The sequence below is a fragment of the Aquamicrobium zhengzhouense genome, assembly GCF_016124105.1.
GTDB classification, from domain to species: domain Bacteria; phylum Pseudomonadota; class Alphaproteobacteria; order Rhizobiales; family Rhizobiaceae; genus Aerobium; species Aerobium zhengzhouense.
The window spans coordinates 109,025-134,373 of record NZ_JADGMQ010000010.1; the positions used below are offsets into that span (position 1 = coordinate 109,025).

Consider the following 25,349-nt stretch of genomic DNA (forward strand, 5'->3'; position numbering starts at 1 on the left):
ACTAAGCCCCGGCTTCAACTTGATCCGTCCGGATCAAAAGCATGACCAGGGTGCCTCCTGACAGGAGAACAGCTGCAAAACCCCACGAGACCATCTCATAATTACCGGTGTAGTCATAAAGATATCCGGCAGCCATCGGCGCCACCATGGTCGCTGGTACCTGCATCAGCATGAGGCTTCCCTGAATCGTGGCGAATTTGCTCTCACCGAACAATTTGCTGCATAGAACAAGAACCAGAAGAGTTGGTGCGCCAGCAGCAACGCCCATCGCGCCAATCAGCGTGATCAGGCTCAAAAGACCAGGCTCCCAAGCAAAGCTCGCAATCGCCAGTGCTTCAAGAACCAGCAACAGTCCAAGCACGATCGGCAATATCCTCGTCGCGAATTTATCGGCGACATAGCCACTGAGTATCCGCACCGGGATTGACAGCAAGATCATGAGCCCAAACAGGCTACCAGCCGAAGTGGCGGCCAGCCCATGGTCCGTCATGATCGAAACAAGGTGTACCGATAATCCGGTCGTCACCCCGGCTTGCGCAGCAAGGGCAAGGCCGATCACCCAGAAGTTGCGATCTCGCAGTACGCTTCTTTGAACCGGGACCGCGTCGGTCAGTGCCGGTCCTATGCTGGTGGTTTGGATGTTCTGCTCACGGAACCAGACGAGTGGCACAGCTACCATCGCAAGCAGTACGAAGCCCCAGACAATGCTCGTCTGACGCCAGCCTACGGTATCCCCCATGTAGGAAACAATCGGAACGACAAACGTCGATACCACGGCCGCGATTGAGAAGCGGATGGCAAGCGCCATGCCCCGTCGCTCTGACAGCGTGGTCACCACCAGCTTGTCAAGCGTAACGGTAAATCCAATCGCCGTTCCGATCGAGAAGACTACCGACCAGGCAATGTAGAGCTCGAACTCGTTACGAACGAACCCAAGCAGCAGCAGCCCGATCGCCGCGACGATGATACCAACAATCGAGATCCAGCGCGTGCCCCAGCGGTCCGTTGCACGCCCGACCAGTGGCGAGGCGAGACCCGACACGAGGCGGCCAAGGCCTATCGCCGTCGATACGGCCCCTCGCCCGGTATCAAGATCTACGGCCAGCGGCTTCAGGAGGGCCGAGACGGCAAACGCTCCAAAGCCGTGGCCAAGACCGGTGAGCACGCCGGTTGCCGAAACGACAATCCAGCGTGCCCTTGCCGTTGCTGTCACAGATAAGGCAACCAGAGCGACAGAGCCGGGAAGATCAAGAGCAATGCGACGTGTATAATGTCCATGCACACGAACGGCAGCGCACCCTTGAACATCGTCGTCAACGGCACATCCTTCGCAACACCGGAAAGGATGAAGATACTCATCCCGACCGGCGGTGTGATCAGAGCGATCTCCGTCATGCGAACCACAAGAACGCCAAACAAGATCGCATCAAATCCCAGAGACGTGACCAATGGGAAAAACAGCGGGATCGTCAACGTCATCATTGCCGATGCGTCCAGCACCATTCCTAAAAGGAAATAAACGCCAAGGATTAGCAGCATCACGCCCATCGGCGACAAGCCACTTTCAGTGACCATATTGACGATGTGAAGCGGGATCGTGCTCGCAGTCACGAAGCTGTTGAACACCATCGCGCCAAACAGGATACCGAAGATCATACCGGTCGTCTTCAGCGTCGCGTAGATGGCATCCTTAAAACTTGCGATGGTAAGGCGTCCGCGAACCGCCGAAATGATGATTGCACCCAAAGCGCCGATGGCACCAGCTTCAGTCGGCGTGAAATAGCCGAGGACAATCCCTCCCATCACGAGACCGAAAAGAGCGATCACCTCGCCGGTCTTCGAAAAGCTACGCAGTTTCTCCGACCAAGAATATTTTGGTCCGCGTGGCCCGGCGTTGGGATTGATGCGGCACCAGATCGCGATCATCGCAATATACAGGATTGCGAGCGTGATGCCCGGCATGATGCCTGCGGCAAACAGCTTGCCGATCGATGTCTCGGTCAGAATACCATAGATGATGAACATACCGCTTGGCGGGATCAGCGACCCGAAGCCGCCTCCAGCGACGATCGAGCCCGATGCAAGCGACAAATTGTACTTATGCTTGCGCATTTCTGGCAGAGCGACGAGACCCATCGTAGCCGTGGTGGCGAGGCTCGACGCGTTCACAGAGGAAAAGCCGGCAGACGCGCCAATCGTCGCCATGGCAAGTCCGCCTCGCCTGCGGCCTACCCATTTGGCCGCGAAATCGTACATGTCTTTGCCAAGTCCCGCGGCGAAAAGCAGATGCGCCATAAACAGGAACAGCGGGATCGTTCCAATCGCGAGGTTTGTCGCGAGATTGTAGGTCGTTACACCGATCCTGACGATTGCGGCATCAAAACTGACGAGAAGTGCGAAGCCACCGAAGCCGATCAGTCCCATGGCGAAACCAATGGGCATACCGAGCGCAATGACTGTGAAAAGCAGAGCGAGCCCCGCAAAGCCAATGGTAACGGAGGTCATGTCTGTTTTTCCGGCGTGTGATTTTCCTCTTCAAGCTTCATGCCACGCAGGAGCTTGTAACCCTGCCAGAGGATAACAATGATTAGAAGGATCATGGCGGCGGCCATCGCCCATCGGAACGGCGCCACAGGCACATTAATGATTGGCGACAATTCGCCTTGTGCGCCTTTGCGGATCGCCTCCCGGAGCGTCGCCCATGCAACCGCCACCCAGAAGAGCGAGCCGATCATCAGCATGATGCCATGCAGAGCTGATCGAATTCGCTGGTTCTTGATGCGGTCCACGAGAAGCACGACACGCGTATGCTCGTTCTTCACCGCGGCGTAAGCCAGAGAAAGGCTGACTGCTGGGATGAGGAGAAGTTCGGATAGCGAGTAAGTACCGGGAAAAGCGATATGGAGCGCACGGAATACGACCGTCACGACTGTCAGCGCCATTAGCGACAGGATCGCCAGCACACCGACGACACCCACGGCCTCGCAAATTCGCTTTAAAAAAGTATCGATAAACTGCATGACAGCCCCCAGCTGTTCGGTGCTCCTCCGCGCCTTGTCTGGCGCGGAGGAGCACCGGATTGCTACTTGTTCAAGGCAGCGCGGATCTTGTCGTGGATCTCGGTACCGGGGATGCCCTTTGCATCAAGCTGCTTAGCGGTTTCGCGCGCAGCAGGCTCAAACGCTTTCGCATATTCTGCGATCACCGCGGGGTCGACGGCATTGAACTGAACTCCGTGCTGCACGCCGTATTCGCGCCCGGCATCCTCAGACTCCTGGGCGTAGTCGAAGGTCGCTTTCGTCCACCAGTCGATATTGTCTTCAAACACCTTCTGGATGTCTTCCGGCAGCTTGGCCCATGCATTCGCGTTGATTGCGCGGGACGGATAAGCACCGCGGCTGTGGGGCAGCTCCGAGTAGTATTTGACCACTTCAGCGAAGCTGAGAGACTTGAGGGCTTCATAAGGAGCGATAACGCCATCAAGAACTCCGCGCTGCAGCGACGGGTAGGTGTCGGTCATCGGCATGGTCACGCCTTCTGCCCCGTGAGCGGTCAGCGCGCCAATGAAGTCTACCGCCGAACGGATGCGCAGGCCCTGAAGATCTGCGAGCTGGTTAAGCGCCTTGTCGCGAAGCATCAGGTGCATCGGCGTGCCGACATTGTAGCCAAGCACCTTCGCGCCTTCGAGTTCCTCCGCAAATTGCGGGTACTCGTCCCAGAGCTTTTTGTAGACCTCAAGGACCTCAAGCGCGTCATCGTAACCGTAGAAGAACTGCGGGGTCAGGCGGCTCAGGTCGTAGCCAGAGCTCGCATAAATCGGCGCGATGTAAGAGATGTCAGCAACGCCGGCATTGAGTTCGTCAATGCCCTCTCGGCTGTTGATGAGCGAGCCGCCCCAGAATGCCGTGATGTTGACGCGGCCGTCGGTCTGCTCATGGATCCGCTTGATCCATTCCTCGTCAGCCCGCCCATAGGGATGGGTTGGCGTATAGGTGGTCGAAAAAGTGAGCTCGATTTCAGCTGCCACCACCGTTCCCGAAGAAAGACCGAGGCCCGCTGCTGCAAGCAGTGCAATAGTCCATTTTCTAATAGTCATGGGTTCCTCCCGCTTTAGATGCAGTTCCGCCCGGGCCTCCGACCCGGTCATTCAGATGGTATGAGTGCTTCCAAAAGGTGTGCCTCCAATGTCAGACCTGCCAGAATTTCCTTGGTGTCCGCGCCCGGCGCGCGGCCGAGGTTGCGAATCTCGGTGCCGCCGCCAAGGCGTACAGGCTGGCCGATCTGACGGACAACACGTCCTGTAGCGGTCTTGCGCTCCACGACCATCCCTCGTGCACGGTTGTGTGGATCATTCAGAGCTTCAGCCACCTCATAGACGGGTGCGAATTGGGTTCCCGCAGCGCCAAGTATCTCGAGCCACTCGTCCCTGTCCTTCGTGACAAAGATCTCCTCAAGCGCCGCGCGAATGGCGGGCCGCTGCTCCACCCTATTCTGCAACGGGATGAAATCAGGTCGGCCGACGGTCTCGCAGAAACGTTGCCAGAACCTGGGCTCCATATCCGTGGTGCAGATGAAAAGCCCGTCGCGCGTCTTCCAAAGACCTGTGTCCGCGCGCCGGGCGCCCCGAGGCGGTATCTTCGAAACATCGGGATGGCGAGACAGGACATTTACCAGAAGCGACATTGCACAATCACTCATTGCAACGTCGACATGCTGCCCTTCACCTGTTGCAGTCCGCTGATGCAAAGCCGCAAGAGTGGCGAATGCCGCATGGGTACCGGTGATGACGTCGGCGGCGGGGATGCCGGAAAAGGAGGGGGCCTCCGGATCTTCGCCAACACGCGACAAGACCCCGGCAATGGAAAGCGCGATAGGGTCATGTCCCGGCTTGTCGCGATAGGGACCACTCTGTCCGCACAATGTAAGGCTTGTGAAGATAAGCTTCGGATTTACCTCCCTGAGGGAAGCGTAGCCGAGCCCGACCTTGTCGAGCACACCCGGGCGGTAATCTTCAACGACAATATCGGCTGTTGCGACCAAAGCTTTGATCGCAAGTTGGGCCTTTTCATCGCCTATATCGAGCACGACTGACCGCTTATTGCGGGCAAGGATGTCATTCTCCCGCAGTGCGTCGCGTTCCTCCCGAGACAGACGGTCCCAACCGAAGACCTTCGCCTGCTTCTCAAGCTCGCGCGGGTTCTCGATCCGGATTACCTCCGCGCCCATATCTGCAAGCAGCCAGGTGCAATATGGGCCTGGCAGAAACTTGGAGAAATCTATGACGCGACAGCCTTCAAGCGGTGCGGACATTACGCGCTCCATCGCTTGAACGAGGCAGACGGGATCGGAGCGCTGAAGTTTCGAGATGGCGTTGCATTAGCAGGCGTCTGAAAGAGTGGCCCGGGCAATCGCTTTGTCTCCCCGGTGGTCTCATCCGAGATATCCACGAACAAGCCGCGCTCCCTGAGATGTTCGCTCTCGCGCACCTCTTCGGGTCCGTAGACCACAGAAAGCCCCCAGCCGCGCTCCAGCGACCACTTTCCGAGTTCTTCGCGGGTGTGGTCAGCAAAGAAACGCTCCACCACGCCTTGCCAGCGCTCGATTGTTTCCTGAGGCGTGTCCGCGACGAGGGTGTTGTCCCAATCGATTGACAGGAGCTCCCCAGCAGCACCGCATTCATTCATTACAGCGACGACCGCGCGCATCATGGAGGGGTTGTCGATCATCGACCAGGTGACATAGCCATCCTTGCACGGCCAGATTTGCCGTACGCCCGATTTGCCACGCACCAGCATGTTGCCCATGCGCCGCCCGATCCGGCCCGTCCATTCGTACATGATGGCTTCACGGTAGTTGGAGAGCGTTGCGCTCTGGAAAGCCGAAACGTCGATATTTTGGCCTTTGCCCGTACGTCTACGTGCCTGCAGCGCAAGAAGCGCAGCTGTTGCCGCCTGGATTCCAGTCAGAGCGTAAACCTGCTCCCCGGGGAAGCGCAGCGGCGGCTGGGATGGCTCTCCCGTCACATGAGCAAGGCCCGAAAGCGCGAAAAGTGTGAGGTCGGTCGCCGGCTTGTCTGCGTATGGTCCGTGTACACTGAACGGCGCTACCCGGACATAGATCACCTTGTCCGAACCGGATACGGCAGATGCGAGGTCGAACCGGTCGCCCTTCCGCTGTCCATCAAGAACAATATCAGCGTCACGCGAGAGGTTGCGGATAGCTTCTGGGTCATCCGCCGACAGACCCGTCTTGCCATGATGCCAGGCGAGCTGACGTGCGTGGTCACGGTTCTCGTCCACAACGACGGTGACAACATCAGCACCAAGCTCAGCCAGAATGCGACCACCGAAGTCGGTCAAACCGTCCGCCACCTCAAGGACGCGGACGCCTTCAAGCATCTTCATGCCAGTGCTCCTTCCGCCTGCAGCTGCTCAAGCTTGGCGCGATCCAGCCCAAGCGTTCCGGCAAACACATCCTGATTATGCTCGCCGAGAAGCGGCGCGCGGGTAACCTGCCATGGAGTCTCCGCCATCTTGTAGGGCGGTGTCGGCATCATCGAAACCCCAAGCACCGGATGCTCAAGCTTCACGAAATGGTCGCCGGCCCGGAGCTCCGGATTTTCAAATACATCCTTGCCATCCAGAACGGGTCCAGCCGGCACCCCTACCGATGTCAGCTTTTCAAACAAATCGAACTTGTTTTCCAAAGCGGTGCGCTCTGAAATCTCCGCTGGATCGAGCGCCCCATCCTTGAGCCCAAGGGCGCTGCGAAGGCTTTCCGCCTGCTCTTCGGTTTCCACTGCGATAGCGATCCACTGATCATCACCCGCCGTCGGAAACACTCCGTGCAGGAGATAACTCTCGTCCTCGTTACCGGTCTTCCTGATCTCGTCCTGCGCGTAGATGTCGGCGATGACGTGCACCATCGGTTCTATTTGTGAGATGTCGAGATGCTGGCCTTCGCCGGTCCGCTCCTTGTGTTCCAGCGCTGCCAGGATCGCCACAGTCGCAAACATCGGCGCCACGACATCACCGTAGGCGAGCGGCGGCATGTGGGGCAGCTGACCTTCATCACCGGTCAGCCAGGCATGGCCGGAATGCGCTGCCGCGCTGTTGCCGTAACCGCGAAAACCCGCCATCGGCCCCGTCCGGCCAGCCACAGAAACGCTTGCCAGAATGATGTCCGGCTTGATTTCACGCAGCTTTTCGTAGCCAAGGCCGATCCGTTCCATGAAGCCTGGGCCGAAATTTTCGACCACTACATCCGCCCAAGCTACAAGCTTCTTTGCAATTTCGATTCCGCGAGGATCGGACAGATTGATCGTGACACTCTTCTTGGAGGTGTTGGTCTGCGCGAAAAACGCAGAGCCGTCATAGTCCTTGGAATTGCCCGCAAAGGGGGGCGACATTCGACCGAGGTCGAGACGCTTGGCCGATTCGATCTTGATGACCTCAGCGCCGTTGTCCGCGAGATCCTTGGTGGAGCGGGGACCCGCCCCCACCCAGGAAAAGTCGGCAATCTTCAAGCCGTCCAGAGCGCCCACTATCTACCTCCCACATTCAACCGCCAGCTTGAGGCCAGTCTCGTTTGCAACAATGTTGGTTCACAATGTGAACTATGTCAATTTTTTTCCGCAAGCACGTCATCGAGTACGGGCGTGACTTTTGCGACCATGGCATCCCGATCCCATTGGCGAGGATCAACCATGTCAGACCACACCTCGATGACCCTCACGCCGGCCTCTTCCAGTGCCTGCTTGGCATAAAGAGACCCGTGGCCCGAAAATCTGTCATGCTCCGGAATGAGCATCAGCGCGACGTCGATGCGGTACCTACGCGCCTGCTCAACCATCCAGGCATTGATCCATGGGGGCTGGTGCAATTGTTCATTCATCGCAGATACCCGCGCTGCGAGGGTGCGCAGTGGATCGCCTTTATCCTCGCGAATGTAGCCGTCGGCTGCAAAGGGCAGATACATTGACCAGGCAAAGACTGCGCCGTGGCTTTCCTCGAAGGCGGAATAAAAGCCGGTATCGAACCAAAGCCCAGCTCCGATCCACATCATGCGGATACGCTCGTCCGGAACGACGGCAACACCCTTTTGCACGCGCTCCGTGAGTTCATCTCGAAAGCGTTTTGCGTGCGATATCGCCCAGTCTGAACCGCGGTGCCATTGGGGAATCATGACGTTCGGCATCTGCTCGGAGATGCGGATCGGACAGCGAGGAGCTTGTGCAATCAATGCGCTTGCTTCTTCGAAAATCCGCTCCTGCTCGTTGATCGCCTCCATGTAAGAGGCAAACGAACTGCGGTCGAACGTCCGTCCGGTGATCTCTTCAAGCTGAGCGATCAGCACCTCAAACTCGGCGACCATCAGGTCCAGGCGGTCAGAACCGTAAAGCGTCTCCCAATCATCTCGGGCAAGGCGCCACCAGTCAGGCTGAGGGTCAGGAACTGCGGGTGACGACAAAAGCGCCAACGGCGCGCCGGTCCGTTCCGCCCAAAGCGAGAATATCTTCTGATGGTCATCCGCGCTCTGGCGCGCGCACAGGATAGAGGGCGTCGGCAGCCCTCCCCATGGCTGGCGCGACGTGTCGCCTTCAAGCTCTGCGATCAAAGGGAGGCTGGAATAGCGAGCCAGGCGCTCATGGAAGCCACGACTTTCCATGTAATCGAAGTAGAATTCGGAAAGCTGCTTCGCCGCAATGATCGCTGACCACCATTGGTTGGTAACGATGGGCATACCCATGTGGTGAAACAATTCGTGCGGGGTATCGGCGTTCACAAAGGCATAGCTTTTGCCCGACGTGATATCGCGCCGCAGCCCTTTGGCCCACTCGCGCTGATAGTCAGTGGCTGCGCGGGAGCATTCGAGAGGTAAATATTCACTCATTGACGTGCTCCCAGCGCCGCTGAAATAGCCGCTGCCGCGTCTGCAAGCCATGCCTCGTCGGGCTCTGGATCGCGGAAGCCAAGATTGACGAATGCGGTGCCGCGCGATGAGAACGCCTCGGCGAGCGCAGGCACCTCCCAGCCGATTGTGTCATCAGTCTGCGCGAGCTGGCAGATGACGACATCGCAGCCTGCATTCGCCGTAGCTTCAAGAATTGCCTGTCGATAGGCTTCGCTGGGCACGATCCTGTGGCAGGACCTATCTGCTGCGGTTGATACCAGCAGCTCATCGAGATCTTTTGCATCCCCGAAGTTCCCCGGCCACACGTCGCCCCAGGGCTGCAGATCACATGTGACCACCCCTAGGCGGTCGAACATGTCGTAGGTTTTGAGGCTGAGCAGCGGTGAGCCAATGACTCCGATGCGGGGTCGCCCGGCCGCAGGCGTCTTCTCAATGAGAGACAAGGCAGCATTGAGAAGTTCGCCATGTTTGGGGGCCGGCATGAAGCGGCCCGCATTTCTCAGACGCAAAGCTTGGGCGGCGGGCACCCCCTGCTCGCGAGCTTCGGACAGTTTCACCAAGGACGCTGCACGCATCTTTTCATCTGCTATAGCTGCAGAGATCTGCGCGGGCCCTGGACGTCGCAGCCCAATCGCTTCGAAAAAGCCGAACAGCTTGTCAGCCTGAACCCTATTGAAGTGGCGGGTGGGCTCGGTATCCGTGTGGACAAGGTTCCAGAGGAACAGCGGCGGAACTGCAGAGTTGGCGCGGCCCTGTCTGACCCACTCAATTGCATACTGGTAGGCGATTAGCGCTGGCGCGTCGTCTCGGGCGAAGATGATGCCCTGCAGATCTGCAAACTCACCACGGGAAAAGCGGTTCAGGAACGTGCTGACCGATGCATCCAGAAACGGTTCGATAACCACATCGATCGGCGAGCCTCCCCCGGTAGTGACCTCCGCCAACTCGACATGCACAGCGCAGGCGCCCGCAGCTTCGACAAGCGCGGTCGGCATCCCATTGCCAAAGATGCCGACGCGCGTCCGTTCGCCGGTGAGGTAACGGTCGCGCTGCGCAAAGGCAGTTTCAAGCTCGGCTCGCGCAGCGTCGGATGCGCTGGAAGCGTCAATTTTCGGCATGTACCCTCCCAAATATGGTTCATCTTATGAACTATTCGAAGAGGTCGTCAAGAGGCTTTGAATGTTTGACACCCCTCCCCCTCACCGCTACTCAGTTCGGCAAAAGTGGAGGGACGCGGGTATGAATGATGCCGCACAAAGCGACAGGACGGGCAGTGTGGAGCTCGGGCCGCTGCGGGAAAATCTTCCCTTTCTGACCCGCGCGATCCGCGCCTACATCCGTGGCGAAAACACTGAATTCTATGCGGAATTCCAGGCCGAGCAGGGTGAGATCGCAATCCTGTGCCTGATAGGCCTGAACCCCTCGATCTCTCAAAACGATCTCGCAGCGACGCTCGTTTTCAAGAAGTCGGCCATCACCAAGCTGGTGAAGGAACTCGAAGCCCGCGGTGTCATCAGGCGCAGCAAGAACGACCACGACAAGCGCTTCAATACGCTCGAGCTCACCGAGAAGGGACAGGCCCGTTATGAGCGTTTTCGCGAGCGGGTCGCACTCCAGCATGAAGCGTTTCTGGAGCCGTTCAGCCAGAAGGAGCGGGAAGAGTTTTTCTCTTATCTGAACCGGCTGCACGCCCATCTTGAAGAGCGGCATGCACTTCGCACCGGAATCCCGACGTCCATATCTGGATCCTCTGACGACTGAACGCCTTGACAGCCCTCGTCATAATTAGTTCACTAAGTGAACGAATATGGAGGAGATCGTCTTGGCACAGCCGCTTGCCGGAGTCCGCATCGCCGACTTCAGCCACGTCATCGCAGGACCGCTTGCAACACATTTTCTTTGTCTGCTGGGGGCAGAGGTCATCAAGATCGAGCCACCCACCGGCGACGTGTTACGCAATTACACGCAGCGAAAAGAACTGCGCGGTATGGCCGAACCGTTCATCGGCGCGAATGCCGGAAAAAAATCGATTGTCCTCGATCTCAAGAGCCAGGAAGGGCAAGCTGCAGCCCGTAAATTGATCGCATCTTCCGATATCCTAGTCGAGAATTTCCGTCCCGGTGTCATTGATCGCCTGGGGCTCGGCTATGAGAGCCTGAAAGACGAGAACCCTTCCCTCATCTTCTGCTCCATATCTGGCTATGGCCAGAGTGGCCCGATGCGTGATTATCCCGCGATTGACCAGATAATCCAGAGCGTGTCTGGCCTGATGGGTCTTTCGGGCGAACCGGACAGTGCGCCGATGCGCGTTGGCTTCCCCATCGTCGACACCTATAGCGCGCTTCTGGCGGCCTTCGCGATCCAGTCGGCCTATATCCAGCGTGAGCGGGACCCGGAACGAAGGGGCCAATATATCGACATGTCGATGCTAGACGCGTCCATCGTCATGATGGCCTCGGTCTTCAACCCGCTCATGATTTCCGATCAGGAACCGCGCCGGACCGGAAATCGTGGCTTTTCCCTCGCCCCAACCGCTGACACGTTCGACACTGCGGAAGGGGCAATCACGATCGGTGCCGTGCAGCAAAATCAATACGAACGGCTTTGCAACGCACTTGAAAGGGGTGACCTGCTGCTGGACCCAAGATTCGCGACCCCGGATGCTCGTATGGCGCATGATGTCGAGCTTCAAGCCGAACTAGTAGGAGCATTCAAGTCGAAAACGGCGATGGAATGGGAAGAGATCCTGGCATTAGCCGGTGTTCCGGCCGGTGCCGTACGACCTGTCAGACAGGTACTTGACCTGCCTCAGATCGCTGATCGCGGGTTGATGCTGGATGTCGACGTGCCTCATCAGGATCTGAAGAAAGCAACCATCCTCAATGCCGGCTTCCGCTTCGAGCGAGATGGTCCAGGGGTCAGCGCTCCCCCACCCAAACTTGGTGAGCACACCGACGAAATCCTGCGGGAACTAGAAGGTAGAACCTGACCTCTCCCTGGAGCGTCTGACCCTGCTCCTCTGAAGCTCCTGCCGCAGCCACAGGCAGGAGCCGTGTGCGCAACATTTCTTCGCACGAGCGGTGGTTTGTCGATCCGGCCCGTGGTCGCTTTGATGATGACCCGACAACTATACCTTTTTGATGAGGTCCGGCGCATCTGATCGACCAGAAGTGTGCCTGACACCCTCGACTGGCTCTGTATGCCGCTGGCCGTGGCTATGTCATGAATTTCTGCCTGTCCCTCGGTGGCATCTTCTGGACAAGCGGACATTTTCCGATGGCAGATGCCTACAGGTTCCTGGCGAGTGGCAGATTTCACCTGCGCTCATCTTTTGGAGTCGTCGAATGAATGCGGATATCAGGGAGCGGCTGCGCCGCGTCTTATCTGAAATGCTCGTTGCGCGCGGCCATACTGGCGTCATCGATGACGGGGAATCCCTGTTCATCAACGGCCACCTCGACTCCCTCGCTGGCACAGAAGTCATGCTGATGCTTGAATCCGACTTCAATGTGGACTTCTCCGATCCCGAATTCGAGATTGATGCCCTGGATACCATCGATGGCATCGCGACAATTGCGGAACGTGCGGCCGCCCGCGTCTGATTTGAGTCAAGGGTGGGGAGCACGCCCTTTATGCATTCTCCCGGAAGTCCTTACCTCCTGCATCATCTTCTGGCACAGTGCCCGGGCCGTGCTAGCGAGCCGGCGATCGTTGATCGTGCCCGCCACTTCACCTTTGGCGATCTGTCCAACCTGGCCGCATCTTATGCATCGACGCTGAGGTCGCTCGGCCTGCAAAGTGGCGATCGCGTTGGAATATTTCTGCCCAAGTCGATAGAGGAGTGCGCCGCAATCTTCGCGGTCAGCATCGCTGGTGGCGTCTTTGTGCCAATCAATTCCAATCTGCGCCCCATACAGGTCCGGCACATCATCGATGATTGCGATGCGCGCTTCCTGATCACCAACGAGAAGGGCTGGGAGGAAACGGGCGAAATACCGGGCGTCTCGTTTCTCGACGCCGCTCGAGCGCACGTCGCGGATGAAGCCACCACAAGTTGTGACCGGATTGGTGAAGATCTCGCAGCCCTGCTCTACACCTCAGGTTCGACCGGATCGCCGAAGGGGGTGATGCTCAGCCATCGAAATCTGGTTGCAGGCACACGGATCGTCCGTACCTATCTTCGGATCAATTCATCAGACCGGATCCTTTCGGTTCTTCCCTTCAGTTTTGACTACGGCCTGAACCAATTGCTTACGTCCGTTGAGCAAGGCGCGACGCTGATCCTGTGCCAGTTCCAGTTCGGTGACGAGATCGTCAAGGCGCTTGATGAACATCAGATCACCGGCCTGGCGGGCGTGCCAGCGATCTGGGCGTTGTTGACGAGACTGGCCCCGCGACTGCGCAACACACCGCTACCGCATCTGCGCTACATCACAAATTCCGGCGGTGCGGTACCCACCGAAACAGTCAAACGGTTGAGGGAACTTCTGCCGCAAACGCGCATCTTCCTTATGTACGGCCTAACCGAAGCCTTCCGCTCGACCTACCTTCCACCCGATGAATTGGACAGAAGGCCGAACTCCATCGGACGAGCGATACCTGAAACACAGGTGTTCGCTGTACGGGATGATGGTCAACGCACGAAGCCGGGCGAGCCGGGGATCTTGATCCACCGTGGCCCGACCGTTTCTCTCGGCTACTGGAACCGCCCCGAAGCTACTGCCGCAGTGCTCCGCCCTAACCCGCTGTTACCCCAGCATGCGGGAGCTGACACCGTCTGCTACTCGGGCGATCTTGTCACCGAAGATGAGGACGGCTTCTTCTATTTCGTCGGCAGACGCGATGCCATGATCAAGTCATCCGGATATCGCATCAGTTCGACCGAGGTGGAGGAAGCGCTCATGGCGAGCGGAGCGTTCCGCCAGGTCGCCGTGATCGGCAAGCCGGACCCTTTTCTGGGGCAGGTTGTCCACGCAGTCGCCGTGCCCATGGGCGAGGACAATGATATTTCCAAGGTTCTCGCATCAGCCGCTGGTCGCCTCGCACCTTACATGATGCCCCGCGAAATCGAACTTGTTCCGGCACTCCCGATCACGCCCAACGGAAAGGTCGACTATCTCGCTTTGACCAAGGAGCGATCAGGTGGCTGAAGCTGTGCGCAAGTTGGCCTCAGAGCTCATCTCTGAAAACTTCTCGGTCATTTCCGATACGCTCCACATCGGAGGCATGAGCGTCGAAGATCTTGCACGCCGTTTCGGGACACCGTTGTTCCTCTATGACGCTGGCATTTTACGCGCCAGGCTTGCAGAACTTCGATCGGCACTCGGCGGCTTTGCCGACATCTTCTACTCCGTGAAGGCAAATCCAAACCAGGAAATCCTCCGCTGCTTTGTTCAGGAAGGCACTGGGCTGGAAATTGCTTCGGGAGCAGAATATCTGCGCGCCCGTGCCGCAGGATGCCCATCCGAGCGCATCTTTTTTGCTGGACCGGCGAAATCCGACGCGGAACTACAACTCGTTCTCGCAGAGGGGATCGGGGAGATACACGTCGAGAGCTTCGAGGAAATCGAACGCCTGGATATTCTCGCGCGCATGGCGGGTCGCCGCGCGCATATCGGACTGAGGATCAACCCGGAAGCATCCGCGCAGGGCGGCGCCATGCGCATGGGCGGACGCGCCGCTCCCTTTGGCTTTGACGAAGAAACTCTTCCCGAAGTCTTGGAGGCAATAGGGAAACGTTCCTCGCTGCTGCTGCAAGGTCTCCACCTTTATTCCGGGACACAAATTCTTGATGCCGGAACGCTCGCAAAGCAGTGGCGTCACGGTCTTGACGTTGCCAGACGCGTGGTAGCCAGTCTTGGCCGCCCGTTGCAGACACTTGATCTCGGCGGCGGCCTCGGGATCCCCTATTTCTCCAACGATCGAGCGCTATGTCTGGAGACGCTGAAGGATCATGTTGCCCAACTACGCCATGAGGTCGCCCAATCCTCCGAGCTGACAGGCATGTCGATCGTCATCGAGCCTGGCCGCTACTTGATCGGGCCCGCAGGTATCTATGTCTGCAGTGTGCAATCGTGGAAGATATCGCGCGGAACCACGTTCGTCGTCACCGATGGCGGTATGCATCACCACCTCGCCGCCAGTGGAAATCTCGGCCAGTTCGTCAAGCGGGATTATCCGATCACGTCAGCTGCAAACCTCTCTGCCAGCGAACTCACGCAGTGCAGTGTGGTAGGCCCACTTTGCACTCCGCTTGACACATTGGGCCGAGACGTGGCGCTGCCGAAGATGCGGCGCGGTGATCTCGTCGTGGTGCTTCAATCTGGAGCGTACGCATTGTCGGCCAGCCCAACCGGGTTCTTGAGCCACCCAACCCCCGCCGAGGTGATGTTGGACCAAGGCGCTGCACGCGAAATTCGCTCCCCGGGGACGTTCAGCCAACCATTAAGTCAGCTTCCCTTGGGATGAAGCAGCGGCTTGGTAGCGTTGCTCCGATCAAAGCCCATCCTCCGTAATGGGTACGCTCAGTCAATTGCGAACCGTACTCCCCGTGCCGTAAAAAACCAATTGGCGAACCAACGGCGGATGATGAAATGGATACGGCAATCGATAAGCCCGCCGACCCTGCTCAGCGAACTGCTCACGTGAATATACGCGAGATCGGGGCAAAGGATCTCGACGCAATCCATGAATTGCTCTGTGAGGGTTTCCCACGGCGTACACCCGAATATTGGCGGTCAGCAATCCAATGCCTTTCGGAGCGGGCATTGGTGCCGGAATGTCCTCGCTACGGATATTTGCTCGAGGCTGACCGCCAACCGCAGGGCGTCTTGCTGGTGCTTAACGCCATCGTCGACTCATCAATCCGCAGCAATCTATCCAGCTGGTATGTCAGACAGCCCTTTCGCTTCTTGGCCACGCGTATGGTTCAGGTAGCGACCCGACCGAACGGAGGTGTCTACCTGGATCTTTCCCCCGCAGCGAAAGTGCTGCCGATCGTCAAGGCTCTTGGATTCAAGCCGTATTCGGATGGGACCTTGTTCTTCACCCCGCGCCTCTTACTCTCCTCCGCGCCCGGTGCACGCGTGACGGATTGGTGCAAGGAGGGCAACTGCGACGGCTTCTATCTTGAAGATCGCCTCGGTCGAATAAAGGTTCTCTACCGTATCAAAACTCTCAAGAAAGCGATCCCCGCTGCCCGCTTCGTCTACGGCGATCCAAAAAGGCTCAGTGCTGCAGGTGGAGCCGTCGCGCGGGCCTTGCTAAAAAAAGGCATCCCGCTTGCCATGGCCGACGCACCCGTCGGGTTTGTCCCCCCGCGTGGGATTATTCACATGCCACAGCATGAAATCAGATACAGCAAGCACGGGATCCCGCCTAAGGTAGGCGATCTGCGCGAAAGCGAAATTGCTTTGTTCGGCCCATAGGAATCAGAGACGCTTCTTGATTTCACCCTTGATGCGCCGCTTGAGGCTCTGGAAAATGCCCTCCGGATCGAACAGAGCCCGCATCTCCCCGGGAGACATATCGCGGCGTAGTGAAGTCCTGGCGATCGGCCAAGCGCGTTCTCGCGCGGTGCCACCGTCACTGCTGTAGATACGCTCGAAGCCCGCCCGCCGCGCCTCCGCGAGGACCCTGCGGTTATATCCGCCAAAGGGCAGCCCCGCAGCGGTTACACACTGCCCGGTCAGATCCTGGAGCCGCTGCTGCGGAGCATGAATCTCCTCAACCAGCTGATCCTCGCGTAGCCGCTTCCAGTCTCGGTGCGCGTGTCCATGGGAACCGATCGTGTGGCCCATGGCCATGAGATCGAAAAGAGCGGAGCGATCCAGCGATCCTCTTTGTCCGATCCGATCTGTAAGAACAAATATTTGCGTGCTGAAGCCCATCTCCGCAAGATGTGGGCCAGCAATTGTTGCATCGGACATATTGCTGTCGTCGATGGTGAACTGACAGGCGACCTTGTCGCGCATTGATGCGGCGATGCTCACAATGTCGCGAAACTGTTCGACAGAAAGCCAATAACGCGCTTCCCCAGGCTCAAGCTGCCTATCCGGCGTGCCGACGCCGTGGAGGTTGAGTATAATGCTTTCCTGGCGCATCCCAACTCCCCTCCTATGGCAGCGAAGATTAATTATGCGGGAAGTGGAACGCCCGGCAATTCCTCCAAAAGGTGAGCCGTTTGCCTCGCTAAGCGACTAGCACTGGCAAGTCGGCCGGGTTCAGGTTCCGCAGAAAGTCTGCAGAACCCGCTCTTCATGCGTGGGCGGTTGCGCAAACAGCTCATTTTCCACCTGCTCGTCGAACGGGCGGGCCAACACCGCTATCAGCCGCTGGAACGGATCAAGATCACCATTATAGGCGGCTGTAATGGCCGCTTCGACCTGATGGTTTCGGGCAATGTATTTGGGATTGATCAACCGCATCCGGGAAGCACGCGTATCTGCATGCTCCGGTTCACGCGCAAGACGCTCATGCCAGCGCTGCTGCCAACCATCGAAAGCAGTCGGATCGATGAAGAGATCGCGGGCACGTCGCTCACCGTCAAACTCGTCGGCAAGAGTACGGAACGTCAATGTGAAATCGGCACCGTTGCGCGCCATGAGGTCAAGCAGGTCCGCCGCAAGGTTCAGATCATCAGGCTGTTCGGTAAACAGTCCGATCTTGTAGCGCATCCCTTCGTGGAACCTCGCCTCGTAACGCGCCTGAAACGAGCCAATTATAGCTTTCGCCTGCTTGAACCCCTCATCGTCTTCCCCCTCACCCTCGCTCATAATGGGAAGCAGCGCCTCGGCCAGGCGCGCGAGGTTCCACACGGTGATGCGGGGTTGGTTGGCGTAGGCGTAGCGCCCCTGCCGGTCGATCGAACTGAAGACGGTGGCAGGATGATACGTGTCCATGAATGCGCATGGACCATAATCGATTGTCTCGCCGGAAATCGCAACATTGTCGGTATTGAGAACGCCATGAATAAAGCCGACCAACATCCAACGCGCGACCAGTTCCGCCTGCGCCGTCACAACTGCATCCAGGAAACCCAGATAAGGCTGAGACGTCCCGGCAAGGTGGGGATAATGGCGCTTGATGGCATAGTCGGCGAGAGCCTTTAGGCCGGCAATATCATCGCGCGCAGCAAGGTACTGGAAAGTGCCGACACGAATATGGCTGGAGGCGACGCGTGCGATCAAAGCGCCAGGAAGCCGCGTTTCACGGTAGACGGGTTCGCCCGTGGCAACCAGCGATAAGGTCCGTGTCGTCGGGATCCCCAGCGCGTGCATCACTTCGCTGACAACGTATTCGCGGATCATCGGTCCAAGCGCGGCACGCCCATCGCCATTTCGTGAAAATCTTGTCGGGCCAGATCCCTTCAACTGAACGTCCCGAAGCCTGCCCTCGACATCAAGCACTTCGCCCACGAGCAGCGCGCGGCCATCTCCCAGTTGCGGCACAAAATTACCGAATTGATGGCCCGCATATGCCTGAGCGATCGGCGCCGTCTCCGCGGGGAAACGAGCACCCGCCAGCATCTCAACGCCTTCAGCGCTTTGCAGCCAGCCAATATCCAAGCCGAGTTCCTTCGCAAGCGCCTCATTCAGCTGAAGCAGCTGCGGTGCCGCCGTTGGAGCGGGTTCAACACGCTCGTAAAGACGTTCGGGAAGCTCGGCGGCATAATCGTGAAAAAATCGGACGCTGCTCATATCTTCCTCGAAAGCTCGCTCTGTCGCCAGTTACATAGGCGAGCCGGGTGGCGGCGGCCAGTCACGAGACCCGTCCGCATAAGCCTATCGGCGCAACGCCCGGACATGCCAGCGTCTGACCGCAAACCGCTTTTTGCTTGAACCTGCCCCTGTCACATCCCCGTAATGAACGGCGGCTAGTTATTGACACTAACAAATCCCACTGTCATCGTCGTTGCACAGCTGTGCAATGGAGGGCAGAGCTGTCTTTCGGAAGGATTAAAGTGAGCGTAGAAGAGTTTCTTCGCGTCGATGATGTCGTCGTCGGCTACGGATCTTCGGACATCTTGAAGAGCCTCAGCCTCTCCATCCGCAAGGGTGAGTTCGTCGCGCTTCTAGGCTCGTCTGGCTGCGGCAAGACTACGCTTCTGCGAGCCATTGCTGGTTTTGCTCGTCCGAAAAGCGGTGCCATCCACGTCAATGGCAAGGATGTCACTCTCTTGCCCCCCGACAAGCGGGGGATGGCACTCGTTTTCCAGTCTTATGCGCTGTGGCCGCACATGACAGTGGCGCAAAATATTGGCTACGGCCTTAAATTGAGGGGCATGGCGCGGGCCGACATTACCCGCCGGGTCGAGGAACTTCAGGACCTGCTCGGCCTTGCGGGTCTTGGCCAACGCAAGCCGGGCGCGCTTTCGGGTGGCCAGCGCCAGCGCGTGGCACTCGGGCGAGCTCTCGCAATTGACCCGGAAATCCTTCTGCTCGATGAGCCTCTCTCGAACCTTGACGCCCGAATCCGCCTGAAGGTTCGCCACGACATCAGCGCCCTCCAGAAGCGCCTCGGCATCACGGCGGTCCACGTAACCCATGATCGCGAAGAAGCGATGGTGATGGCCGACCGGATCGTCATCATGGAAAATGGCAACATCGCTCAGCAAGGGGCACCGGAGGAAGTCTTCAACCGGCCTGCTTCGCCTTTTGTCGCCGCGTTCATGGGCGCTGAGAACATGATTCAGTTGCGCGGCACCGTCGGCGGCGGACACGTAAAGATCGATTCAAGCGCAACCAATCGGGAGGCAGTGCTGCCGCTGGACGGTCGCGCTCTTTCCGACGGCGTTTACGAAGCTCGGTTTCGCGCCGAAGGGGCGCATTTGCTGGTGAACGATGGCGCAGCAGATGCTGCAGACGCCGGGCTCGATCTTGTCGGCCATGTCGAAGCTGCAAGCTATCCGGGCGGAACCTGGCGACATTCGGTTCGCGTAGGCGACGAGATTCTGCTGGTCGATTCACCGCAACCTGTTGCCCAGGGAGAGGCCGTCCGCGTGCGGATCCCCGCGAAAAACCTCTTCCTATTCAATTTGGGTGGCTCCTTTTCGCGCCCCCGACAAAGTTCCCTGAACGAGGGTGGCGCCGCCCGAGTCCTGGAAGCATCCCACGCATGACTACTGTCCCAAGGAGACATCCATCATGAAGACCATCCTTCAGGCATCGTTGGTTCTGGGTCTTTCAGCCGCTCCGGCTGCTGCCGCAGAACTCACGGTCATGACTGCCGGCGACCAGAACATGGTCGATTACATCAATGAATATCTGGCTCCGCTTTTTGAGGAGCAGAATCCGGGCAACACGGTCCGCGCCGTCGGCACCGGTCCAGGCGATTCCGGCTCGCAGAAAATCGTCGAGCGTTTCGATGCGCAGAGCCAGGCAAAGACAGAGACCTGGGATACCGACGTTGCGGTCGTGCATGAAAAATTCGTCGGCCCGATGGTGGAAGGCGGCTATCTGGACGCCTATCGCGATCGCATTCCCACCGGAAAGCTCGTGACGCGTGCCAATGCCGACATGGCCTTGGGCGCGAACGTCAAGGGCTACGTCATGCCCATGTTCAACAGCCAGACCGCTCTCGCATACAACCCAGCACTGCTGCCCAATCCTCCGAAAAGCTACGAAGAACTCGCTGAGTGGGTGAAGGAGAACCCGAAGCAGTTCGGTTACAACGGCATCAAGGGAGGTGCCTCCGGTGTCAGCTTCGTGATGGGCTGGATCTACGCGTTCGGCGAAGGCGACGCCAACAAGCTGATGAACGGCCCCTTCGAAGAAGGAGAGGCAGAGAAATGGACCAGCGCCTTCGATAAGCTGGCCGAGTTTACCACCAACGCAATGCTGACCCCCGGAAACGCCGGCACTCTCGACCTCCTGTCGCGCGGAGAGATCGCAATTGGGCCGGTTTGGGTCGACATGTTCTATTCCTGGCAGGCCAATGGACAGCTTCCGCCCGAATTCAAGCTCGTTCTGCCAGCCCCCGGCATGCCTGGTCAGCCGATGCACTACGTGATCCCGGAGCGCGCCCCGAACAAGGAGCTCGCCGAGAAGTTCGTCGAGTTGGCGACGAGCCCCAAGGTTCAGGCCGAAGGTATCGTCGAACGCTTCAACTGGTATCCGGGTATTGACGCGCAGCATGTTCAAGCCGAGCTCGATGAGGAAACCTGGAACAAGCTCTTCACGGATGTAACGCCAGAAGAACTTGCCAATTACGGCAAGCCGTTCCCGATCGCGCCGTACAACAACGCGATCCTCGAAGCCTACGAGCGCCACGTCACCAACTGATCCAGCTTCAGTGCAAACCGTCTGCCTCGAGTGAGGCAGGCGGTCATTATCTACGGGACAATGATGAGCAACACAGCGCCGAACCGCATACTCGGTCTTCTTCTTGTGCTGCCAGCGCTGGCAGTGATCGTGCTTTTATTTGTGGTTCCGCTCGCCAGCTCCGTGATCGGCGCCTTCGAGACAGGCGACGGTTTCGGCCTGGATAATTTTGCCAAGGCGTTCGAACTCTACACTTCGGATATCATATTCACGGTTGTGATCGTCTCGATCTCAACCGTCCTGATCGGCCTCTTATCGGTTGCCATAGGCGGCTATCTTGTTCTCGGCGAAAATCCCCGCGCTGTTGCCATCCTCCGCTGGCTCTATCGCTGGCCGCTCTTCATCCCCTTCATCGTCGTCGGCCAGATTTTGCGAACCTTCCTCGCCAAGAACGGCTTGATGAACAACATCCTCATCGAGGCGGGACTCATCACTCCCCTGCAGGCAGTCAGCTTCCTGGACTGGAGGGGCATCGTCATTGCCTTCGTCTGGAAGCAAACGCCCTTCGTCGCTCTTCTCGTATCGGGTGCCATGTCCGCGCTTGACCGCAGTACAATTGAGGCAGCACGCAACCTTGGCTCATCGAGACTTAGAATTCTGTTCGAGATCATCGTTCCGCAGGTTGCGACGACCATGATGGTCGGTCTCGTCCTTTCCTTTGTCACCATGATGTCGGTGTTGTCGGTTCCGCTGATGATCAACGCACAATCCCCGACCATGATCACCGCAGACATTGCCTTCCGTATCAATGCCTATGGCGATTATGGCGTCGCCAATGCACTCGGCTTGATCTCGCTGGTCGCCAGTGGCTGCGTAGGCTGGTTCTATCTTCGCCAGACCATGAAGGAGCGGGCATGACGACCACGGCTGCAACCCGCCCGACGTTTTCCGTCGACTTGTGGTGGATCCCCCGCGCGATCGTCCTCGGGCTCCTGGCTTTCGCGATCTTTGGGCCACTGGCCAACCTTGTCTTGTGGACCGTCACCGAACGCTGGTATTTCCCACACGCGCTCCCGCTGGAATATGGCGTCAGCTATTGGGGGCGCGTATTCTCGCCGCGCGGCACCGCGATGGAATCTCTTACAAATAGCGTCGTCGTTGCCTTTCTAACTGTCGCATTGGCGATGGCTCTCGCAGTGCCCGCGGGCTATGCACTCGCCCGGTTAAAATTGCCGTGGCGAGCCCTGATCATGCTGGCTTTCCTCATTCCGCAGGCCTTTCCCAACCTGCCGGTTTATGTAAACATTGCCCGTCTGTTTTATCAGTTTGGCCTGAACGGCACGGTGGCCGGCGTGGTGCTGGTGCACGTCACACACGGCCTGGTCTACGCCGTGTGGATTGCGACGGCTGCCTTTTCCGCCATTGACCGGGAGCTCGAAGACGCCGCTCGTTCTATCGGAGCGTCGCCGCTTCGCACGTTCCGCGATGTCACCCTGCCACTTGCAGCTCCGGGTCTTCTTGCGAGCGCTATCTTCGTGTTCTTGGAGTCTCTCGATGAGTTCACCGGAAGCTATTTTGTTGGCGCGCCGGATGTGAATACGATGCCACTGCTGCTTTACACGGCAAGTTCGGGAGGCAATTACCAGATCGCCTCGATCACCGCTGTTCTGCTGCTTATCCCTTCGGTTGGTTTCATGCTGGTGGTTGAGCGCTTCTTGAAATCGGATGTGCTTTCGAAGGTCGGACATTGAGCAGAGAGAGCAGGCAGAAGGCGCAAGGTTTTGTCAGCGCGCAGCAAGTGGCGGAGCTTGCTGGTGTCTCCCGCTCGGCCGTCTCGCGCGCGTTTACCCCTGGGGCCAGCATCGCGCCCGAGACGCGGGACAAGGTCATGGAGGCCGCCGCCGCGCTTGGCTACCAGGTCAACGATCTTGCACGCGGTCTCCTGGCCAATCGCAGCCGTCTCGTGGGATTGGTCACGACCAAGCCCGAAGTTGGTTTTCGCGCCCATCTGGTGGCCGCACTCAGCCGCGCCCTCATCCGGCGAGGGAACATTCCGTTCCTCATCAACACCGGTAGCTCCGAACAAGAGCTGAAGGCTGCACAGACAGCGCTGTTTGGATACCGTGCCGAGGCGACGATCATCCTTTCGGGATCTCCTCCCGCATCATTCGTCGAATTGGCACGGCAAAACGGCCAGCCGCTCGTGATGTTGGGACGCTCCGAAACCGGCTGCGATCACATCCGCATTGACAATGCGGGAGCGGCTGAAAGCGCGGCGAGATATTTCAGCCGAGCCGGCTTTACTCGGCTTGGACTGGCAGGATCGGAGTCCGCCACACCGAGCATCATCGAACGCGAGCGGGTTTTTACCGAAACCGCTCGAAGCCTTGGGTGCAGCGTGATGGTCGCACGCGGACGAGATTCCGACTATGCCGGCGGTCAAAGGGCTGCAATGTCCCTCTTGAGCGGCACCGAACGTCCCCAAGCAATATTTTGCGTCAACGATCTGATCGCCCTCGGCTTGCTTGATTTTGCCCGAAGCACCGCCGGGCTTCGCATACCCGCCGAGCTGTCTGTCATTGGTTTTGATGACATCCCCGAAGCGTCCTGGGATTCTTACCGTCTTACGACCTTCAGACAGGATCCCGAGGAAATGGCCAGGCAGGCGATTCTGCAAATGGAGCGCCGCCTGGAAAATCCGCAGCTTCCCCCCTCTGTCGTCCAGTTGGACGCCGTGTTTGTGACCCGCGACAGCGCAGTGTGCGAGCCTTCCCATGAATATCAATGACACAGCGATCCAAAGTCGCTTCGCAAACGCCAGCAAAATCATCCGCCGGGCGGGTGAACTGGCGAGCGTCTATTTTAGCCAGCTGTCGACGATAGTGGTCGAGACCAAGGCCAACGGGCAGGACGTCGTCAGCCTTGCTGACAGGGAAGTTGAAAAGCTCATCCGAAACCTGATCTCCGACGCTTATCCCGAAGACGGTTTTCTGGGCGAAGAATTCGGCCTTGATGATGGTTCTTCGGGCTTCACCTGGGTCGTGGACCCGATCGATGGAACGAGCTGCTTTGTCCACGGACAGCGCAACTGGTGTGTGGCCATGGCGCTTGTGTTCGAAGGGCAGACCGCCGCCGGGCTTGTCTTCGACCCCAATGCAGATGAACTGTTCTCGGCAATTGCAGGGAAAGGCGCGCATCTCAACGGCGAAGCGCTGTCGGTAGACCTTTCCACGGATCTGCAGCATGGCCTGACCTCGGTCGGCGCGAACGGACGGGTACCGCCGAAAGTTATCTCCAGCTTCATCCACGAGCTTCTAGAAGCCGGAGGAATGTTTGTGCGTAGCGGCTCTGGGGCGCTCAGCCTTGCCCATGTCGCCTGCGGGCGGCTTGCCGCTTATTACGAGCCTCACATGAACGCTTGGGATTGCATTGCGGCCCAGTGCATCATCCGCGAAGCCGGTGGTTGGGTGAACGATTTCCTCAGTGAAGGAAGCCTTTCTGCGGGTGGCCCTGTGATTGGCTGCGCGCCACAGCTGCGGGCACCAATTCTCTCCCTCATCGATAAGGCCCGGGACACAACATGAAGCTGATCCTCGTTAGCGACCCGCATCTGGTAAAACCTGGCGAAGAACTGTTCGGCTCGGATCCGCTCGCGAATTTCGAGGCGTGTATCGCCTCCATCAATCGCGAGCACGCAGACGCGGACCTGGTCGTCTTTGCTGGTGATATCACCAATGACGGTGAAGCCTCCGCCTATGCCGCTGCTGCAGACCGGCTTGAAGAGCTCGTCCCGCCCTATCGGCTCATCCCTGGAAATCACGACGAGCGGTCCGGCTTCGCGCGCGCTTTTCCCACTTCTATCAATGAAGATGGCTTCGCCCACGCTTCGCTTGAAGTCGATGGGACGAGGCTCATTCTTCTGGACACGCTGTGGCCGGGCAACGTGGCGGGTAAACTTTGCGAAAAGCGGCTGGCTTGGCTCGACGGGGAGCTAGCTGCAGCATCCGATGCCCTGCTTGTAATGCACCATCCGCCATTCGAGATCGGCATACCATCTATGGACGATTGCCGCTTGCGAGAGCCGGTGTCGATTTATGTTTGAAACCGGGACTCGCGCATTGAGTGTTATCAATGGGTTGCATGAGACTGAAGTGTAACGCCTTACGCTTCAAATGA

At 58.4% G+C, this 25,349-nt stretch carries 24 protein-coding genes; 13 read left to right on the forward strand and 11 right to left on the reverse strand.

The window, feature by feature from the left end:
* Position 1 precedes the first annotated feature (1 nt).
* From IOD40_RS14060 to IOD40_RS14100, 9 genes are all read right to left on the reverse strand, one after another.
* Complete coding sequence (locus IOD40_RS14060; RefSeq protein WP_198477266.1) at positions 2 to 1,213, reverse strand: MFS transporter; 1,212 nt, start codon at positions 1,211 to 1,213, stop codon at positions 2 to 4.
* Positions 1,210 to 2,505 (reverse strand): TRAP transporter large permease, encoded by a 1,296-nt coding sequence (locus IOD40_RS14065; RefSeq protein WP_198477267.1) that lies wholly within the window; start codon positions 2,503 to 2,505, stop codon positions 1,210 to 1,212. The genes IOD40_RS14060 and IOD40_RS14065 overlap by 4 nt, the downstream gene beginning before the upstream one ends.
* Positions 2,502 to 3,020 carry a TRAP transporter small permease gene (locus tag IOD40_RS14070; RefSeq protein ID WP_198477268.1) on the reverse strand — a complete coding sequence of 173 codons (519 nt, stop codon included), beginning with the start codon at positions 3,018 to 3,020 and terminating at the stop codon, positions 2,502 to 2,504. The genes IOD40_RS14065 and IOD40_RS14070 overlap by 4 nt, the downstream gene beginning before the upstream one ends.
* 62 nt (positions 3,021 to 3,082) lie before the next feature.
* Positions 3,083 to 4,096 carry a TRAP transporter substrate-binding protein gene (locus IOD40_RS14075; RefSeq protein WP_198477269.1) on the reverse strand — a complete coding sequence of 338 codons (1,014 nt, stop codon included), beginning with the start codon at positions 4,094 to 4,096 and terminating at the stop codon, positions 3,083 to 3,085.
* A gap of 47 nt (positions 4,097 to 4,143) precedes the next feature.
* On the reverse strand, positions 4,144 to 5,310 hold the full coding sequence (locus tag IOD40_RS14080) for a CaiB/BaiF CoA transferase family protein (protein WP_198477270.1): 1,167 nt from the start codon (positions 5,308 to 5,310) through the stop codon (positions 4,144 to 4,146).
* Positions 5,310 to 6,404: a CoA transferase gene (locus IOD40_RS14085; RefSeq protein ID WP_198477271.1), complete on the reverse strand. Its 1,095-nt coding sequence runs from the start codon at positions 6,402 to 6,404 to the stop codon at positions 5,310 to 5,312. Before IOD40_RS14085 ends, IOD40_RS14080 begins: the two co-directional genes overlap by 1 nt.
* Positions 6,401 to 7,543 carry a CaiB/BaiF CoA transferase family protein gene (locus tag IOD40_RS14090; RefSeq protein WP_198477272.1) on the reverse strand — a complete coding sequence of 381 codons (1,143 nt, stop codon included), beginning with the start codon at positions 7,541 to 7,543 and terminating at the stop codon, positions 6,401 to 6,403. Before IOD40_RS14090 ends, IOD40_RS14085 begins: the two co-directional genes overlap by 4 nt.
* A gap of 77 nt (positions 7,544 to 7,620) precedes the next feature.
* Positions 7,621 to 8,892, reverse strand: a complete 1,272-nt coding sequence (locus tag IOD40_RS14095; RefSeq protein ID WP_198477273.1) for a 2-hydroxyacyl-CoA dehydratase family protein — start codon at positions 8,890 to 8,892, stop codon at positions 7,621 to 7,623.
* Complete coding sequence (locus IOD40_RS14100) at positions 8,889 to 10,031, reverse strand: 2-hydroxyacyl-CoA dehydratase family protein (RefSeq protein ID WP_198477274.1); 1,143 nt, start codon at positions 10,029 to 10,031, stop codon at positions 8,889 to 8,891. Before IOD40_RS14100 ends, IOD40_RS14095 begins: the two co-directional genes overlap by 4 nt.
* 121 nt (positions 10,032 to 10,152) lie before the next feature.
* On the opposite strand from IOD40_RS14100, the gene IOD40_RS14105 reads away from it, so the two are divergent.
* The 6 genes from IOD40_RS14105 (at position 10,153) to IOD40_RS14130 (ending at position 16,340) form a co-directional block, all read left to right on the forward strand.
* Complete coding sequence (locus IOD40_RS14105; RefSeq protein ID WP_198477275.1) at positions 10,153 to 10,674, forward strand: MarR family winged helix-turn-helix transcriptional regulator; 522 nt, start codon at positions 10,153 to 10,155, stop codon at positions 10,672 to 10,674.
* Positions 10,675 to 10,735: 61 nt separating this feature from the next.
* Positions 10,736 to 11,902 carry a CaiB/BaiF CoA transferase family protein gene (locus IOD40_RS14110; protein ID WP_198477276.1) on the forward strand — a complete coding sequence of 389 codons (1,167 nt, stop codon included), beginning with the start codon at positions 10,736 to 10,738 and terminating at the stop codon, positions 11,900 to 11,902.
* Positions 11,903 to 12,257: 355 nt separating this feature from the next.
* On the forward strand, positions 12,258 to 12,515 hold the full coding sequence (locus IOD40_RS14115; RefSeq protein ID WP_198477277.1) for an HAD family hydrolase: 258 nt from the start codon (positions 12,258 to 12,260) through the stop codon (positions 12,513 to 12,515).
* A gap of 30 nt (positions 12,516 to 12,545) precedes the next feature.
* Positions 12,546 to 14,063 (forward strand): AMP-binding protein, encoded by a 1,518-nt coding sequence (locus IOD40_RS14120; protein WP_198477280.1) that lies wholly within the window; start codon positions 12,546 to 12,548, stop codon positions 14,061 to 14,063.
* Complete coding sequence (locus IOD40_RS14125) at positions 14,056 to 15,381, forward strand: type III PLP-dependent enzyme (RefSeq protein WP_198477281.1); 1,326 nt, start codon at positions 14,056 to 14,058, stop codon at positions 15,379 to 15,381. Before IOD40_RS14120 ends, IOD40_RS14125 begins: the two co-directional genes overlap by 8 nt.
* 368 nt (positions 15,382 to 15,749) lie before the next feature.
* Positions 15,750 to 16,340: a hypothetical protein gene (locus tag IOD40_RS14130; RefSeq protein ID WP_198477282.1), complete on the forward strand. Its 591-nt coding sequence runs from the start codon at positions 15,750 to 15,752 to the stop codon at positions 16,338 to 16,340.
* A 3-nt stretch (positions 16,341 to 16,343) separates the two neighbouring features.
* Here IOD40_RS14130 and IOD40_RS14135 read toward each other — a convergent pair whose 3' ends face one another.
* Complete coding sequence (locus tag IOD40_RS14135; protein WP_198477283.1) at positions 16,344 to 17,015, reverse strand: polysaccharide deacetylase family protein; 672 nt, start codon at positions 17,013 to 17,015, stop codon at positions 16,344 to 16,346.
* Between the two features lie 120 nt (positions 17,016 to 17,135).
* A complete protein-coding gene (locus IOD40_RS14140; RefSeq protein ID WP_198477284.1) occupies positions 17,136 to 18,611 on the reverse strand; it encodes a protein adenylyltransferase SelO in 1,476 nt (491 codons plus the stop codon).
* A gap of 263 nt (positions 18,612 to 18,874) precedes the next feature.
* Here IOD40_RS14140 and IOD40_RS14145 point away from each other — a divergent pair, with 263 nt between their 5' ends.
* From IOD40_RS14145 to IOD40_RS14175, 7 genes are all read left to right on the forward strand, one after another.
* Positions 18,875 to 20,032 carry an ABC transporter ATP-binding protein gene (locus tag IOD40_RS14145; RefSeq protein ID WP_198477286.1) on the forward strand — a complete coding sequence of 386 codons (1,158 nt, stop codon included), beginning with the start codon at positions 18,875 to 18,877 and terminating at the stop codon, positions 20,030 to 20,032.
* A gap of 25 nt (positions 20,033 to 20,057) precedes the next feature.
* Complete coding sequence (locus IOD40_RS14150; protein ID WP_198477287.1) at positions 20,058 to 21,194, forward strand: ABC transporter substrate-binding protein; 1,137 nt, start codon at positions 20,058 to 20,060, stop codon at positions 21,192 to 21,194.
* A 63-nt stretch (positions 21,195 to 21,257) separates the two neighbouring features.
* Positions 21,258 to 22,091, forward strand: coding sequence for an ABC transporter permease (locus IOD40_RS14155; protein ID WP_198477288.1), 834 nt, complete (start codon positions 21,258 to 21,260; stop codon positions 22,089 to 22,091).
* On the forward strand, positions 22,088 to 22,924 hold the full coding sequence (locus tag IOD40_RS14160; RefSeq protein WP_198477289.1) for an ABC transporter permease: 837 nt from the start codon (positions 22,088 to 22,090) through the stop codon (positions 22,922 to 22,924). Before IOD40_RS14155 ends, IOD40_RS14160 begins: the two co-directional genes overlap by 4 nt.
* Positions 22,921 to 23,961 carry a LacI family DNA-binding transcriptional regulator gene (locus IOD40_RS14165; RefSeq protein ID WP_198477290.1) on the forward strand — a complete coding sequence of 347 codons (1,041 nt, stop codon included), beginning with the start codon at positions 22,921 to 22,923 and terminating at the stop codon, positions 23,959 to 23,961. Before IOD40_RS14160 ends, IOD40_RS14165 begins: the two co-directional genes overlap by 4 nt.
* A complete protein-coding gene (locus IOD40_RS14170; protein ID WP_198477291.1) occupies positions 23,948 to 24,757 on the forward strand; it encodes an inositol monophosphatase family protein in 810 nt (269 codons plus the stop codon). The genes IOD40_RS14165 and IOD40_RS14170 overlap by 14 nt, the downstream gene beginning before the upstream one ends.
* Positions 24,754 to 25,275, forward strand: coding sequence for a metallophosphoesterase (locus tag IOD40_RS14175; protein ID WP_198477292.1), 522 nt, complete (start codon positions 24,754 to 24,756; stop codon positions 25,273 to 25,275). The genes IOD40_RS14170 and IOD40_RS14175 overlap by 4 nt, the downstream gene beginning before the upstream one ends.
* Positions 25,276 to 25,349: the final 74 nt, after the last annotated feature.

Bases quoted from the DNA above. Each gene is read 5' to 3' on its own strand.
- IOD40_RS14085 (WP_198477271.1), bottom strand. From the start codon at position 6,404: ATGAAGATGCTTGAAGGCGTCCGCGTCCTTGAGGTGGCGGACGGTTTG.
- IOD40_RS14155 (WP_198477288.1), top strand. From the start codon at position 21,258: ATGAGCAACACAGCGCCGAACCGCATACTCGGTCTTCTTCTTGTGCTG.
- IOD40_RS14075 (WP_198477269.1), bottom strand. From the start codon at position 4,096: ATGACTATTAGAAAATGGACTATTGCACTGCTTGCAGCAGCGGGCCTC.
- IOD40_RS14135 (WP_198477283.1), bottom strand. From the start codon at position 17,015: ATGCGCCAGGAAAGCATTATACTCAACCTCCACGGCGTCGGCACGCCG.
- IOD40_RS14095 (WP_198477273.1), bottom strand. From the start codon at position 8,892: ATGAGTGAATATTTACCTCTCGAATGCTCCCGCGCAGCCACTGACTAT.
- IOD40_RS14100 (WP_198477274.1), bottom strand. From the start codon at position 10,031: ATGCCGAAAATTGACGCTTCCAGCGCATCCGACGCTGCGCGAGCCGAG.
- IOD40_RS14115 (WP_198477277.1), top strand. From the start codon at position 12,258: ATGAATGCGGATATCAGGGAGCGGCTGCGCCGCGTCTTATCTGAAATG.
- IOD40_RS14070 (WP_198477268.1), bottom strand. From the start codon at position 3,020: ATGCAGTTTATCGATACTTTTTTAAAGCGAATTTGCGAGGCCGTGGGT.
- IOD40_RS14175 (WP_198477292.1), top strand. From the start codon at position 24,754: ATGAAGCTGATCCTCGTTAGCGACCCGCATCTGGTAAAACCTGGCGAA.
- IOD40_RS14065 (WP_198477267.1), bottom strand. From the start codon at position 2,505: ATGACCTCCGTTACCATTGGCTTTGCGGGGCTCGCTCTGCTTTTCACA.
- IOD40_RS14120 (WP_198477280.1), top strand. From the start codon at position 12,546: ATGCATTCTCCCGGAAGTCCTTACCTCCTGCATCATCTTCTGGCACAG.
- IOD40_RS14140 (WP_198477284.1), bottom strand. From the start codon at position 18,611: ATGAGCAGCGTCCGATTTTTTCACGATTATGCCGCCGAGCTTCCCGAA.
- IOD40_RS14105 (WP_198477275.1), top strand. From the start codon at position 10,153: ATGAATGATGCCGCACAAAGCGACAGGACGGGCAGTGTGGAGCTCGGG.
- IOD40_RS14160 (WP_198477289.1), top strand. From the start codon at position 22,088: ATGACGACCACGGCTGCAACCCGCCCGACGTTTTCCGTCGACTTGTGG.
- IOD40_RS14080 (WP_198477270.1), bottom strand. From the start codon at position 5,310: ATGTCCGCACCGCTTGAAGGCTGTCGCGTCATAGATTTCTCCAAGTTT.
- IOD40_RS14150 (WP_198477287.1), top strand. From the start codon at position 20,058: ATGAAGACCATCCTTCAGGCATCGTTGGTTCTGGGTCTTTCAGCCGCT.
- IOD40_RS14170 (WP_198477291.1), top strand. From the start codon at position 23,948: ATGAATATCAATGACACAGCGATCCAAAGTCGCTTCGCAAACGCCAGC.